This window comes from Rhizobium sp. Root149 (assembly GCF_001427345.1).
GTDB lineage: Bacteria > Pseudomonadota > Alphaproteobacteria > Rhizobiales > Rhizobiaceae > Neorhizobium > Neorhizobium rhizoryzae.
On sequence record NZ_LMGD01000024.1, the window covers coordinates 21675 to 36496 of the forward strand.

Below are 14822 nucleotides of genomic sequence, written 5' to 3' on the forward strand. Positions count from 1 at the left end.
CAAACACTTTTATGGCCTGCGATGCTGGCGCTGACTATAGGAAGCGCTGGCGCATCGGCAGAAGAGAGTTCGGACACTCTGACGAAGATCAAAAACACCGGAACGGTCACTATCGGGCACCGTGTGTCGGAACCACCCTTCTCCTATCTCGTGGCTGGCGTAGCGACCGGGTATGCCGTCGAAATCTGTCAGCGGATCGTAAAAGATATCGCTGCGACGCTCGGTAAATCCGATCTTCGTATAGAATATGTTTCGGTAACATCGGCCACCCGCTTCGTCATGGTCAAATCTCGCCGGATCGACATGGAATGCGCGGCAACCACCAATAATGCCGAGCGGCGAAAAATGGTGGCCTTTTCCTATCCGCATTTCGTGACGGCAACGCGCTTTGTCTCCTTGAAGAGCTCGAACATCCGATCGATTTCGGATCTTGCAGGCAGAAGCGTCGCCGCAACGACCGGAACCGTCAACCTGGATCAACTGAACGCGATCAACCGGCAGCGGATGCTGAATATTTCGGTCCTGTTGAACCGCGAAAATTCGGACTCCTTCAATCTGGTCACCAACGGCAAGGCGTCTGCCTTCGTCATGGACGATATTCTCCTCGCCGGCCAGATCGCGGCTTCGTCGAAGCCGGACGATTATGTAATCTCAGAGGAAACTTTCAGCCCGCCGGAGCCTTACGGAATTTTGCTGCCCTTGGGCGACGATGCTTTCAAGGCGGTCGTGAACGCGAGTCTCGAGAAACTGTTCACCAGCAAGGATATCCAGGAGCTTTATACAAAGTGGTTCGAGCGGCCAATTCCACCGCTGGGACAGAATATGAAACTGCCGATGTCACCCGAATTGAAGGCAGTGTTTTCAAAACCAAAAGAATATTTGGAGTGATTTGATGTTGAAGATCCTTTTTCAACGGCTTTTAGCCGCCCTTCTTTTACTGCTGCCGTCAACTCTCGCATTGGCTGAGACTGATTTGAGCTTTAACGGATCAACCATAGAGCGGCTGAAGGAGACCAGGGTCTTACGTGTCGGTTATGGATCGGCCCAACCATTTTCCTTTAAGACCAGTTCAGGAGAAGTCGTCGGGTATTCGATAGATCTCTGCAGGGCCATGGCCAGAAAAATGCAGGCTATGCTGGATCTGCCGGAATTGTCCGTTGAACTGGTTCAGCGCACACCTGCAAATCGCATCCAGCTTTTGAATGATGGGGGGATAGATATCGAATGCAATGCAAGCACTAACGTAGCGGATCGCCGTAAGGCAGTGTTTTTCACGCCGCCCCATTTCATCGCCCAGACGAAGGTCGTCTCCCTCGCGCGCAACAACATCAACAGGATAGACGATCTGAGAGGGAAAAGTGTTGCCGTCGTTCTTGGAACCGTGAACGTAAGCCAAATCCTGCAGCTGTCTCGCGAGAGAAAGCTCGGACTTGTCTCGGTTCCCGTCAATGAAGTGCGCGAAGCCTTCGAGCTTGTGAAATCCGGACGGGTCTCGGCATTTGCAATGGACGACGTGTTGATCCGCAATCTTATAGCCCAGACAGGAAATCCGGATGATTATGTGGTGAGCTCGGAGGCAATATCCGAACCACAACCCTACGGTTTCATGACCCGAATCAACGATCCGCAATTTGCGGAGCTCGCAGCGACAGCCCTTCGCAGTATTTATCGTAGCCCGCAGATGCAGGAGATGTATGACCGTTGGTTCATGCAGCCGTTCGAGGGTTCTCCTCAGGGCCTAAACCTGCCGATAAGCGATGAACTTAAGGCGTCCTTCGCGACACAGTGATCCGGTCGGCGCAGAGCCAGTCCGCGCCGATACTTTCTCAATCGAGACTAGCCTTCAGGCCGCTTCGAGCTTGGCTTCCAGCGGGATTTCTACATCGATCTCCAGGATGGAGAACCGCTCGTCGCGATCCATCTTGACGTGAACGCGTTCGCTGTCGAGTTCGACATGCTTGGCGATGACAGCCAGAATTTCCTCGCGCAGGACGGCGACGAGATCATTTCCGGTTGCGACACGCTCATGCGCCAGCAGGACCTGCAGTCTCTCGCGCGCCAAAGGCGCGGATCTCTGCTTGTTGAAAAGCCGGAAAATATTCATGCAGCCCTCCGCGAGAAGATCTTGCCGAACAGACCACGCTTTTCTTCCGGCATGGTGACAGGAATGTCTTCACCGGCCAGACGGCGGGCCGCTTCGAAATAGGCCTGGGCAGGAGCGGACTTCGCATCAGCGATCGTTACCGGAGCGCCGATGTTGGAAGCCTTCAACACATCCATGCTTTCCGGAATGATGCCGAGCAGCGGGATGGAGAGAATTTCCAGCACGTCCTCGACTTTCAGCATGTCGCCGCGTGCGGCGCGGTTCTGGTCGAAACGAGTCAGAAGAAGATGCTTCTCCATACGCTCGCCCCGCTCCGCCTTGACCGTCTTGGAGTCCAGGAGACCAATGATACGGTCGGAATCGCGCACCGACGAGACTTCGGGATTGGTGACGACCACGGCCACATCCGCATGGCGCATGGCAAGTGTCGCACCGCGCTCGATCCCCGCCGGGCTGTCGCAGATGACCCAATCGAAGTAGCGCTTGAGTTCGTTGATGACCCACTCGACGCCTTCCGGCGTCAGATTGTCCTTGTCGCGCGTCTGGGAGGCAGGCAGCAGGAACAGGTTTTCAATCCGCTTGTCGCGAATGAGCGCCTGTGTCAGCTTCGCATCGCCCTGAATGACGTTGACGAGATCGTAGACGACCCGGCGCTCGGCACCCATGACCAGATCCAGGTTGCGCAGGCCTACATCGAAGTCCACGACGACGACCTTCTCATTGCGCTGGGCAAGTGCAGCACCCAAAGCAGCTGTGGAGGTTGTCTTGCCGACCCCGCCCTTGCCTGACGTAACGACGATTACCTTCCCCATCTTTCTCTCCTGTTCGTGAGCTTGGTGCAGCTCAATTGACTTTTCCGGCAACGATTGCATCTCCTTCGAGCCAGACCTGCACGGGTTGTCCAAGCAGGTCCGTAGGCAGATCCTCGGCCATCTTGTAAATTCCATCGATCGCGATCAGTTCGGCTTCGAGTTTGCGGCAGAATATGCGCGCCTGCGAATTACCGACGGACCCGGCCATGGCTCGTCCACGAAGAGTGCCGTAAACATGCACCGATCCGCCCGCGATGACCTCGGCGCCGGAGGCAACGGAGCCGACGATCGTGACGTCCCCTTCGGTAAAGATGATAGATTGTCCGGACCTTACGGGCTCGTTGATGACCAAAGATTGCAAGGCGGAGCGCGGCGCCTGCAAAACAGTTGCCTGCGGCTCTGGTTGGGCATCGCCGGAATCCGGAACTGCGGGCTGAACAGCCACCGCAACCGGCTCAACGGAGGCGACATCCACATCACCGGCCGGACGTCCACCCTTCAACACCGGCGGCATGCCGGGCGCAATCATCGAATGGCGCGCGCCTTCAATGCCCATGATGCTGACATTGCGCTGTGCCAGATGCGCGAGAAACTCTGCGAGTTGCTGCCGATCGATCTGCAGTTCCGTGACATCGAGGACGACCGGACGACCCAGGAAAAAGCCTGCAGAACGCGCTGCCAGATCATCCAGCCTCTCCAACCACTGATCGAGGGGCAGGTCAGGTGTCAGAACGACAGCGAGAAACGAGCGTCCCTTGATCCTGATCGAGCGTGAATCTGTTTCCACTTTGGTCATCTTCGTTAACAAATGGTTGATTTCTGATAGCGGCTATATGGTTAACAAAGAGTTAACAATGGAAGTGCCGGTCTCCCGGTCCGTATCGCGAACGGATAGGGCCTACGGAGATCGGTGATTGAATTCGCTCACCTTTTTAGCCAGACGAAGCTTATGCCAAACTTGCGCCGACCGCCGATCACTGTGCCAATCTGGCAAACAGCCGGTCACTAATTGTTAAGATGTTGCAGCGGGAAAAATGCCCAACCCTGACGGGAACCCCATTCCAAAACGAAAAAGCCTGCCGCGGGAGGAGGTGCGGCAGGCTTTCCGAAAAGAACCGAACAACAGCATGGGAGGAGGAGTTGCTGTCGTTCCTGCAGGCCAACTTTGGGAGGAGGAGGAGTTGGCCTGACATCGAAACTTCGCGGGAGGAGGATGCGTCGTTTCGATGACCAGAGATTAGCAAATTTGAGGAGAAGCGGAAGCGCTTGTGTTGCAGTGCAGCTATGCATAAATGCAATGCAACATAAACTTCATAAAAAGCAAAACGCCCGCGTGTGGCGGGCGTTGCGACGTACGCGGAGCTAAAACGATTAGCGGGCCACGGAACCGCGGGCAACAGCTTCGATTTCCGAGCGGGAGATGCCCATGTCAGCCAGTTCACGGCTCGACATGCGAGCGAGTTCGTTGACGGTCTGACGGTACTTGCGCCAATTGTTGAAGGAGCGTGCTACGTTCATTTTCTTCGCCTTTCTGAGGTCTTGTGACGTCAGCAACTTGATCAGTTCCGGCGTCGTTTCGATGAGCTCCATATAGTCCCGCACCCTTCGAACTTGCAGAGACAAGACTTCACGCCACCCATGCGCTGCGCGCATTGGTTACTCAATCGTTAATAACAAAACGCAGGACTGCTGTTTAATTGCCCCAGGTGCGAGCGAGCACATCAAGCCAGTTGCGATAAGCAACCCGCTCGATCGAAATCTGATCGAAACCGTTTTGCCGCATAAGCTCGATCAGACGCGGCAATCCAGCAGCATCTTTCAGTTCATTGGGAACAGTTGTTCCGTCGAAATCGGAACCGAGTGCTACACGCTCGATCCCTATCCGGTCTGCGATGTAGCGAATGTGATCCACGACGATCTGCAAAGGAGTATCGAGGTTCCGCACGCCATCATCCCGGAGAAACAGCACTCCGTAATTGATGCCAACGAGGCCCTTGCTTTCGCCGATCGCGTCAAGCTGGCGGTCCGTCAGGTTCCGGCTGTGCGGGCTGAGCGCATGTGCATTGGAGTGTGTCGCCACAAGCGGAGCATCCGACAGTCTTGCAGTGTCCCAGAAGCCTTGCTCGTTCATGTGCGAAAGATCGATCAGGATCTTGAGATGATTGCAGATGCGAACGAGAGCGCGCCCGGCATCCGTCAGCCCCGGCCCGATATCGGGAGAATGGGGCACCCGAAAGGGAACCCCGTGAGCGAAGATGTTGGGTCTGCTCCAGACGGGCCCCAGGCTTCGCAAACCGGCCTGATGAAGCACGTGAAGCGCATCGAGGTCCTCACCTATGCCCTCGGCACCTTCGATATGAAGAACCGGCGCAAAAATCGACTGCTCAATACAGGCCTGCAATTCGATTGAATTGCGACAGACCTTGATCTGGCCCTGTGAACGCGCTTCCAGTTCGAAGAGTTTGCGGGCCATTGCCAAGGTTTGGTTCAGGGCGGAGGCCTGTTCCGGTGCAACAAAATTTCCGTCGGCATCTGGCCTATGATGCGGGGAGGGAACGAAGATGGCAAAAAGCCCTCCTGCCAGACCGCCAGCTTTGGCGCGCGGCAGATCAATATGCCCCCTTCCCTCGCCTTCCAGAAACCCGGCAACGGGATCGTCTTGGCCCGGCTGCATCATGCGCAGCAGAACGTCGTTATGACCGTCTATGATCGGAACAAGTGGGCTATCGGGCATGGTGCATTCCAGTAAAACATATCGAGCTGTTCAACCCAGTCCTACGCCAGCCAGCCGCTCAGGGCAAATCGGCAGCTTTCACAAGTGGACCTTGGCGGGTGCGGTCGATGAACGCTCTACCAGATGACAGGCCAGTTCGACGCGCCGAGCAGGGTTGATCCTGCCCGCCATACTGTCGCTGATCAGGTCGAGAGCAGCCGAACCGATCTCTCGCATCGGCAGATGCATTGTCGTCAGCGGCGGATTGACGAAAGAAGCCTGAGGCAGATCGTCCATGCCGACAACCGACACATCGTCCGGCACCGTGAAGCCCGCTTTTTGAACACCCATGATGGCGCCGACCGCAAGGCTATCGCCTGCCGTCACGATCGCGGAAAAATCCAGCCCCCTGTCCCGTATGCGTTCTTCGATTGCCCTTGCCGCCAACTCCGGAAGCCAGTCATCGACTGAAATGATCAGATCCGGGTCAGCAATCAGATGATGCGCTTTCAGTGCATCCTGCCAGCCGTCGCACCGGTGCAGAATCGTCCGTCTTCCGGGGCGCATCAGAAAGAGGATTCGCTTGTGTCCTAGCTGAATCAGATGTTCTGTGGCCAGCCTTGCGGCGGAGCGATTGCAAGGTGTCACGCTGGAAAGACGCATTAGCGGATCATGTCCGTTCAACAGGACCACCGGTTTCGGAAAATCGCGGGTCGCCGCCAGCATGGCCTCGTCGTCCACCGTCAGAAACAGAAGACCCGCGGTTTCGGGGTCTTCCCGCGCTTCCTCCAGCATCTGGGTTTCGTCCGCCTTGTCTGCGATAGGACGCGTCACGATCTCCAGATTGAGCGCCTCGGCACGCTCACGCAGTCCCTCAAGCACGTAGAGCGTGAACTGGTTTCGCACATAATCGATCATGGCCGCGCTCGATGCCGCCAGCACGATCTTTCGACCTGCAAGGGCAACGGGAAGTGTGTAATTCACCTGTTTGGCAGCGGCTAGAACCTTCTCGCGTATTTCCGGTTTCACGCCTTTCTCGCCTGCCAGCGCGCGGGAAGCGGTACTGATCGAGACGCCGCTCGCCGCTGCGACGTCTTCGAGTTTTATCCGCCTGGATTTCGTAGCCCGTTTTCCGGGCATGGGTCGACTGGTCATGAGTCATCTCGCGTTTGCAGCAAATTGCAAAAAATTTTCAGCTTGCGCAATGATTTTCGTGATGATTTCTTCTTGCTCATACATGACGCCTTGGGAGAGGCGGACGCAGGAGGACACCATGGCCCTGAATGGCGATACCATTCTTGCCAATCTCGATCGGCTTGTCGCCGGGATAACTGGCCTGAAAAACGACGGTCGTTTTCACGAGCCGAACCTTGATGGCACGGCAGGAGATTACATTTCATTCGACAGCTGGGAATGGCCGCAGGGCGTTGGGCTCTATGGCATCATTCGCCTTTGGCAGTTCACGGGTCGGGATGATCTGAAGGCCCTGATCGAGGGCTGGTATGAGCGGCGGCTGGCAGCCGGCCTGCCAAAGCTGAACGTGAACACGACGGCACCCATGCTTGGCCTTTCCGTGCTCTGGCGCGAAACGCAGGATGACCGCTGGAAAGAGACGCTGGACACCTGGGCAAGCCGCGTCATCACTGAGATGGGTCGAACCCAGGAACGTGCATTCGAGCACCACGTCTCCGACAAGGTGAACGACGACGAGTTGTGGGACGACACGCTTTATATGGTCGCGCTGTTTCTGGCCTCCTACGGTCAGGCAAGTGGCCGCAAGGAACTGGTCGATGAAGCGGCGCGCCAGTTCCTCGTGCATGCGCGCTATCTTTCAGATCCGGAAACCGGCCTGTGGTTCCATGGCTGGACGTTCAATGGACGCCACAATTTCGCCCGCGCACGCTGGGCGCGTGGCAATGCGTGGATTACGGCTGGTATTCTGGATCTCTTCGATCTGGCCGAACTCCCCACGTCGGTGCGGGACTTCCTTCTCGGCGTGTTGACGGCCCAGGTGAACGCCCTGCTTCCCCTGCAAGCCGAGAGCGGCGCCTGGCGCACCCTGCTGGACGACCCGACATCTTACGAGGAAACCTCGGCAACTGCGGGGATTGGCTACGGCCTGCTGAAAGCCTATCGCCTGGGATATGGGGACGAGAGCTGGAAAACAGCAGGCCTCCGGGCAGTCGAGTTTGTCCTTCGCAACATCGACGCAAACGGAACCGTACTCAACGTGTCCTACGGCACCCGCATGGGCCATGACCTGCAATTCTATAAGGACATTCCGATACAGCCGACCGGGTACGGGCAAGCCCTCTCAATCCTTTGCCTGTCGGAAGCCCTCAACCATGTGAATGCTTCCGAGGTGGCGGCATGACCATGCGCGTTCTCTACGGTGCCGCTCCGGCAGACATCAAGACCTACGACACACAGAAGCTGCGCGATGCGTTTCTTGTCGAGGATCTGTTTCAGCTGGGTCAGACAACCTTTGTCTACACTCATGTCGACCGGCTGATCCTCGGCGGCGCAGTTCCGACAACATCTCCCCTCACCTTCGGGTCAGGCGAAGATATTGGAACACCCTATCTTCTCTCCGCACGAGAGATGGGCATTGCCAATCTCGGCGGTGCAGGCAGCGTAACCGTCGACGGCGAGACGTACAAACTCGACAACCGCGATGTGCTCTATGTGGGCCGAGGCGCACAGACCATTACCGTGCAATCGAACAGTCCCGATGAGCCCGCACGCTTCTACATGAACTCCGTCCCGGCGGGTGCCGATTTCCCGCATCGCCTGATCAAGCGGGGCGAATCGAAGCTGCTCGAACTGGGCGATCAGAAGCGCTCCAACAAGCGAAACCTGCGTATGTATATTCACCCGCAGGTTGCTCCGTCCTGCCTGCTTTTGATGGGCATCACGGATCTGGCTGAAGGCAGCGTGTGGAATACCATGCCGCCGCACCTGCATGAACGGCGGATGGAAGCCTATTGCTACTTCGACATGGCAGCGGAAGATCGCGTCATCCACCTGATGGGAAGGCCGGACGAAACGCGCAACCTCATTGTAGCAAACGGCAACGCGGTGCTTTCTCCGGCATGGTCCATCCACATGGGCGCAGGCACAGGCCCCTATGGCTTTGTCTGGGGCATGACCGGCGAGAACCAGGAATACAACGATGTGGCCCCGGTGGCCGTGGCGGATCTGAAATGACGACAGAACAGAACTACATGCGCAAGACTTTGAACGCGGGTGAGCCGGTGCGGTACTGGCAGCTCGGCGCGACGATGGAAGACCGCTTTGATGTGGTCGATCAGCCGATGAAGGGCGAAATGGACCCCTTCTTCTTCCTGACCAAACATAAGAATTTCATTCCGCACGAATATCCGTGCCGCACCCTCTTTGCAGAAACCTATCGCGGCAAACGACCAGATGTGCGTGGGTCCTTCGAGGCAAAGCAGTGGTGGCTGCCGTTCGGCTCTCCGCGTGTCGATCTGTCCGGTTTCTGGTTCCGTCCTACCCGTATGGCAACCTGGGCCCGCACCTATCTCGAGGTCAGCGAAGCAGGGACAGCTCGTATTCGTCTCGGCACCTGCGGCGGCGCGGTCCTTTTCCTGAACGGTCAGGAAATCGGATGGATGGCACCCTATGGCCGCAATCTGGAAACGAAGCAGGAGTTTGAACTCGACCTCAAGCCCGGGCTGAACGAGATTACGCTGTTTTTCGATGATCTTGCGGAACGCGACGCACGGTACTTCTATCAGTTCGACTATCTGGCCGGACCGTCCGCGAAGATCGCGATCCCGGTTCCGGTGGAAGGCTCTGTTGCCGAAAGTATCGAGAACGCATTGGAAGGCATGCATCTTGATCGCCCCGCCTATTTCAGTGGCGATATCACGCTGCTATTCGCCAAGCCGTTGCCCGTGGCCGTCGAGGTCAATGTCGCGGTCGAAGGCGATTTCATGTCGCGCGAACGCTTCGATCACGATTTCAAGCTGCCCGCTGGCGCAACGAGCCTCAATCTCGGCTCCGCAGAAAGCGCACCGGCAGATTTCCGCCATTTCCGCATCAGGCTGGATGCTGGCGGCTTTGTCGCGGCGCGCCCGCTTGGCGTGGAGATTTGCCATGCGGAGCGCCAGGGTCAGGCTCCGGCTTCGCTTCAGGACCGTATCATCGAGACGTTAACCGAAGTCTCCGAGCACTCCGAGCGCGATACCGTGCGCGCCTTCGCACGGCTGGCAAGCGGTCGCGCCGGAAGCGATACCGATGCAATGATCGAGGAGATCCTGCCTTCCATCGAAGATTGCCATGATTGCGCCGATTTCTCGCTGGTCCCGCTCATTTGGTCGCGCACCGTCTGGGGCAAGGATATCAACCAAAAGACACGCGATCGTATCGACGGCGCAATCCTCAACTATCGCTATTGGATGGATGAGCCGGGCAACGACGTTCAGTGGTACTTCTCCGAAAACCACGCGCTGCTCTTCCACACCTCGTGCTATCTGGCAGGACATTTGTTGCCGGATGCGACCTTCGTGCGGTCTGGCCGCAAGGGTTCCGAACAGGCAAAAATCGGAGCCGAGCGGGTGCGCGCATGGCTCGACCATTTCGAACACTGGGAAATGGCCGAGTTCAACTCCGCACCCTATTTCCCGATCGATCTGAAGGGCCTGACGGCGCTGGCAGCACTTTCGCCGGACAAGGATATCGCGGACCGCGCCAAGGCTGGCATCATCCGTCTGTGCGAAATCGTCGCTCGCTCCGCCCATCATGGCATGCTGACGGCAGCACAGGGCCGCTCCTACGAACACACGCTCTGCGCCGGTCGCTCGCTGGAGCTTTCTGCGGTTGCGCGTCTTCTCTGGGGCAAGGGCTGGTATGGACGCCGCGTTCATGCTCTGCCTCAGCTCGCCGTCTGCCTTCGGGATCACGGCCTCGTGGTGCCGGAAGAACTGGCAGCCATCGCCAGCCACCGTCGTGCCAAGCATCAGGAATGGCGCTTTGCACAGGGTCAGGATAGTTTTGCCGCGCTCTACCACTACAAGGGCGAGCACTATGCGATGGGTTCCGCAGTCCACTACCGCTGGAAGGACTGGGGCTATCAGGAAACCGTCCTGCACCTGCGTATCGGCGAAAAGCCCGAGGCAGCGATCTGGATCAACCATCCCGGTGAAATCATCCAGCTCGGCTACGGGCGTCCATCTTACTGGGGTGGTTGCGGCTCGGTACCCAGGGTGCAGCAGTACCGCGGTCTGGCCGTGGTGGATTTCGACGTGCATGAGGAGCAGCCTGATTTCTCCCATGCGTGGTTCCCGAAGGCGGAATTCGACGGCGTCAAAATTGCTGGAAACAAAGCCATCGCCCGCAGCGGTCGAGGCATAGCACTTCTGATTGCGAGCGATACGCTGTCGCAGGTCCATGAAGGCCCGTCCGCAGGCGCTGAGCTTCGTATTCGAGGGCGCAAGACGCGCTGGATCGTCCGTCTCACCGAAGGTGACGGATTAACGGAGGCCGAGGCGCGCTATGGCGACTTGGCGATGGTTGAGAATGATGGAATATTCACCGTCAACGACCCTGATTACGGGCCTGTCCGGTTCTTGGCCGACGGCTCGGTCGAGGCGGAAGGCAGAACACTTCGTCGCGAGGATTACACCGTAAAGGGCCAAGCGATCGACCTGTAAACAAGCCGGGCGGATGGAGGATCTGCCCAATCGGAGGAGGAAAGACAATGGCATTGAAGTCGCTTTTTGCAGCATCCGCTTTGGCGTTGCTGGCCACCACGGCCCATGCGGGCGATGTCCGCATCATGTGGTATTCGGATGGTATCGAGGGAGAAGTCTTCCAGGATCTCGTCAACAGGTTCATGAAGGAAAACCCCGGCATCAACGTCATCGTTGATAATGTCGCCTACAGCGTCATCAAGGAGCAGCTCCCGGTTCAGCTGGAAGCCGGTAACGGCCCGGATATCGCCCGCGTGACCGCGATCAAGGATCTGGCGAAGCACTGGCTGGATCTGCGTCCGCTGGTGGCTGATGCGAAATACTGGGACGAGAACTTCGGCGCCAATGCAGACTGGATGCGCCCGGATGGTTCCAACCAGATTTCCGGCTTCATGACGCAGCTGACACTGACCGGCGGCTTCGCCAACAAGACCCTTTTCGAGCAGGCGAATGTCCCGCTTCCGGGCCCGAAGGCCACCTGGGATGAGTGGGCAGCGGCGGCAAAGAAGGTCGCGCAGAGCCAACAGATCCCTTATCCGATGGCGATGGACCGTTCGGGTCACCGCATCACCGGCCCGGCCATTTCCAACGGCGCCAACTACATCGGCAAGGACGGCAAGCCTGCTCCGCTCGACGCTGGCGCAAAGGGCTTCCTAGGCAAGTTCGTGGATTGGTCAAAGGACGGCACGATGTCGAAGGACGTCTGGGTCTCGGCCGCTGGACAATCCTATCGCGCTGCTGCGGATGACTTCATCAACGGTCAGGTCGCATTCTACTACGCAGGCTCGTGGCAGGTCCCGAATTTCGCAAAGAAGATAGGCACCAATTTCGATTGGGTTGCGACGGGAAGCCCCTGCGGTCCGGCGGCCTGCACAGGCCTTCCCGGTGGCGCAGCACTGGTTGCTGTGAAGTATACCAAGAACGCCAAGGAAGTCGCCAAGGTCATGGACTATCTGGCGCGCAAGGACATCGTGAAGGAATTCTCCGAGCGCACCCTGTTCCTGCCCGCGCATAAGGGCGTGATTGCCGAGGGCGTCAACTTCAAGACCGACAGCGCTCTGGTCAAGGAAGCCTTGAACACCTTCGTCAACGCGACCAAGACGACGTCCGACCTTGCCAACAAGATGCCCGGCTGGCGCTGGTCCGACACCATGTACGGCGCCGTGGTCACCCGCACAGCCCAGGCGGTTGCCGGTGAGATGTCGAAAGAAGATGCCTTTACCCGCATCGACAGCGATGTCGCGGAAAAGGTCAAGGCATCCGGTCTCTGATCGTTCAATCAGGTGAAATCACGGCCGCTGCCGCCACGAGAGGCGGCGGCCGTTTCTCGGTCGGGCATCGATAGCCAGGCAAAAATCAGCGCAAGAGGAATGACGCCATGTCTTCGCCTTCCCATACGCCGCCGCGAACCGGGCAGCTCAAGCCGAAAACAGACTGGTCGTCCGTCGTGCTTGCGCCCGTCCACTTCATCATGGGATTGGCCGACCGACCGCTGCGCCTGCTGCAAAAGCGCGCCGGCATAGGTGGCATGGCCGCGTTCTTTCTCGCGCCGAACATGCTCATCTTCGGCGTCTTCGTTCTGCTGCCAATCATCATCAACCTGATCTACTCGATGACCGGCGGCTCCGCACTGTTCCTGTCAGAAAGAAGCTTTGTCGGAACAGATCAATATGCAAAGCTTTTCGACTGCAAAAGCTATCTGGATCCGATGTCCTGCCAGGAAGATGCGTTCTGGACGGCTGTCGGCAACACCTTCTGGTTCGTCGTTCTGCAAGTCACGCTTCTGATCCTGTTCTCGCTCATCACAGCGCTGATCCTCAACCGCGAACTGATGGCCCGCTCCTTCTGGCGTGCGGTGTTCTTTTTTCCGGTCCTTTTGTCGCCGGTCGTCGTCGGCCTGATCTGGAAATGGATCCTGCAACGGCAAGGGCTTCTGAATTTCGCCCTCTATCCCATGGGTTTCGAACCCTACACCTGGCTATCGGACCGTACCTTCGCATTCGCTGCGGCAGTTGGTGTTTCGATCTGGGCGCATATGGGCTTCTACACGCTCATCCTTCTCGCAGGCCTCCAGGCAATTCCGAAAGATCTCTACGAAGCGGCGGAAATGGATGGCACCAAGCCAGCCCGCATCTTCTGGCGCATCACGTTGCCGCTCCTGATGCCGAACCTTCTGGTCGTCGTCGTGCTCGCACTCATTCGCGCCGTGCAGGTCTTCGACGAGGTCTTCGTCCTGACCGGTGGCGGCCCCGGCACCAGCACGCTGTTCCTGACGCAGTATATTTATGAAACCGGATTCGTCTCGCAACCCCGCAATGCAGGCCTTGCCGCGGCAGCATCCATCCTCATGGGGCTTGTTCTGGTCGTGCTGACACTCGTGCAACTCGGCATTGGCCGCAAGAATGAAAACAAGGGGAAACGCTGATGAGCGCCGCGATCCGCTTTCTTACGCGCCGCAAGGGTGGCAAGGGCTGGCACTGGACCGATATCGTGACCTGGGTCTGGTTGATCGGCGGCCTGTTCATCATGTTCGGGCCTGCCGTCTGGCTTGCCTTCTCCTCTTTCAAGACACCGCAAGGGCTTGCGGAATTTCCGCCTAGCATTCTCCCCTATGTCACCCAGCAGGTGAAGGTCGAAGGCTATGAAAAGCCGCTGATGCTTTACAATGCGAAGATGCCCGACGGCTCGACCCGGGTTCTGGCAGAGGTTCGCCGTATCGGCATTGTCAGCCAGATGGTCGACCCGAAGGCACCGGGCGAAATCATCAAGGTCAACATTGGTGATCGGCAGCCGGTGCGTGAAGTTTCCTTCGCCACGGAAAACTACACGCAGCCCTTCATGCAGTTCGATTTCTTCCGCTATCTGTGGAATTCTGTCTTCGTAACCGTGACGGCGACACTGATCACCCTCATCGTCAATTCCATGGCTGCTTTCGCGCTCTCGAAATACGAGTTCAAGGGCCGAAATCTGGCCATGCTGACAATCCTCGCCACGCTGATGGTACCGCTTTCGGTTATCCTCGTTCCGCTCTACTCGATCATCTCGACGGTTGGTCTGTTCAACAGCCTGTGGGGCGTCATCTTGCCCACCGTTGCGACGCCGACAGGCGTCTTCATCCTGCGACAGTATATGCTGACGATACCGGATGAACTGATTGATGCCGCCCGCATGGACAAGGCATCCGAGTGGCAGATCTACTGGCGCATCATCGTGCCGCTGACTGCCCCCGCGCTTGCAGTCCTCGCCATCTTCTCCGTCGTCTGGCGCTGGAACGACTTCCTCTGGCCACTCATCGTGCTGTCCAGACGCGAGCTTTACACGCTGCAGGTTGGTCTCAGCATTTATGCGGGAGAGCTGAATGTGCAGTGGCATTACATTCTCGCCATGACGGTCGTCACCATGATCCCCGTCGTCGTTGTCTTCATCTTCCTCCAGCGCTTCATTACCACCGGCATCGCCGGCTCCGGACTGAAATAGGA

Annotated in this window: 14 protein-coding genes; 8 read left to right on the plus strand and 6 right to left on the minus strand. The window is 57.8% G+C overall.

Annotated elements, in window-relative coordinates:
* The first annotated feature begins 21 nt into the window (after window positions 1–21).
* Both ASD54_RS23145 and ASD54_RS23150 read left to right on the plus strand, forming a co-directional pair.
* A complete protein-coding gene (locus ASD54_RS23145) occupies window positions 22–888 on the plus strand; it encodes an amino acid ABC transporter substrate-binding protein (protein ID WP_062556955.1) in 867 nt (288 codons plus the stop codon).
* Window positions 889–892: 4 nt separating this feature from the next.
* On the plus strand, window positions 893–1789 hold the full coding sequence (locus ASD54_RS23150) for an amino acid ABC transporter substrate-binding protein (protein WP_082547360.1): 897 nt from the start codon (window positions 893–895) through the stop codon (window positions 1787–1789).
* Between the two features lie 54 nt (window positions 1790–1843).
* Here the strand turns inward: ASD54_RS23150 and minE are convergent, their stop codons facing one another.
* The 6 genes from minE to ASD54_RS23180 form a co-directional block, all read right to left on the minus strand.
* Window positions 1844–2104 carry a cell division topological specificity factor MinE gene (minE, locus tag ASD54_RS23155; protein WP_062556957.1) on the minus strand — a complete coding sequence of 87 codons (261 nt, stop codon included), beginning with the start codon at window positions 2102–2104 and terminating at the stop codon, window positions 1844–1846.
* Complete coding sequence (minD, locus tag ASD54_RS23160; RefSeq protein ID WP_062556958.1) at window positions 2101–2916, minus strand: septum site-determining protein MinD; 816 nt, start codon at window positions 2914–2916, stop codon at window positions 2101–2103. The genes minE and minD overlap by 4 nt, the downstream gene beginning before the upstream one ends.
* 31 nt (window positions 2917–2947) lie before the next feature.
* The gene (minC, locus tag ASD54_RS23165) at window positions 2948–3712 is read right to left on the minus strand and encodes a septum site-determining protein MinC (RefSeq protein ID WP_062556959.1); all 765 of its coding nucleotides are present in this window, start codon (window positions 3710–3712) and stop codon (window positions 2948–2950) included.
* A gap of 575 nt (window positions 3713–4287) precedes the next feature.
* Window positions 4288–4434: a DUF1127 domain-containing protein gene (locus tag ASD54_RS23170; RefSeq protein WP_082547374.1), complete on the minus strand. Its 147-nt coding sequence runs from the start codon at window positions 4432–4434 to the stop codon at window positions 4288–4290.
* A gap of 175 nt (window positions 4435–4609) precedes the next feature.
* Complete coding sequence (locus ASD54_RS23175) at window positions 4610–5650, minus strand: dipeptidase (protein ID WP_062556961.1); 1041 nt, start codon at window positions 5648–5650, stop codon at window positions 4610–4612.
* Between the two features lie 78 nt (window positions 5651–5728).
* Window positions 5729–6784, minus strand: coding sequence for a LacI family DNA-binding transcriptional regulator (locus tag ASD54_RS23180; protein ID WP_062556962.1), 1056 nt, complete (start codon window positions 6782–6784; stop codon window positions 5729–5731).
* A gap of 118 nt (window positions 6785–6902) precedes the next feature.
* Between ASD54_RS23180 and ASD54_RS23185 the strand changes: the two genes are divergently transcribed.
* The 6 genes from ASD54_RS23185 (at window position 6903) to ASD54_RS23210 (ending at window position 14820) form a co-directional block, all read left to right on the plus strand.
* Window positions 6903–8003, plus strand: coding sequence for a glycoside hydrolase family 88 protein (locus tag ASD54_RS23185; protein ID WP_062556963.1), 1101 nt, complete (start codon window positions 6903–6905; stop codon window positions 8001–8003).
* Complete coding sequence (gene kduI / locus ASD54_RS23190) at window positions 8000–8836, plus strand: 5-dehydro-4-deoxy-D-glucuronate isomerase (protein WP_082547361.1); 837 nt, start codon at window positions 8000–8002, stop codon at window positions 8834–8836. The genes ASD54_RS23185 and kduI overlap by 4 nt, the downstream gene beginning before the upstream one ends.
* Window positions 8833–11304: a hypothetical protein gene (locus tag ASD54_RS23195; RefSeq protein WP_062556964.1), complete on the plus strand. Its 2472-nt coding sequence runs from the start codon at window positions 8833–8835 to the stop codon at window positions 11302–11304. Before kduI ends, ASD54_RS23195 begins: the two co-directional genes overlap by 4 nt.
* Before the next feature lie 47 nt (window positions 11305–11351).
* Window positions 11352–12614: an ABC transporter substrate-binding protein gene (locus ASD54_RS23200; protein ID WP_062556965.1), complete on the plus strand. Its 1263-nt coding sequence runs from the start codon at window positions 11352–11354 to the stop codon at window positions 12612–12614.
* 200 nt (window positions 12615–12814) lie between these two features.
* Complete coding sequence (locus ASD54_RS23205) at window positions 12815–13768, plus strand: sugar ABC transporter permease (RefSeq protein ID WP_244484841.1); 954 nt, start codon at window positions 12815–12817, stop codon at window positions 13766–13768.
* Entirely contained in the window at window positions 13768–14820 is a 1053-nt protein-coding gene (locus tag ASD54_RS23210) for a carbohydrate ABC transporter permease (RefSeq protein ID WP_062556966.1), read from the plus strand. Before ASD54_RS23205 ends, ASD54_RS23210 begins: the two co-directional genes overlap by 1 nt.
* Window positions 14821–14822 lie beyond the last annotated feature (2 nt).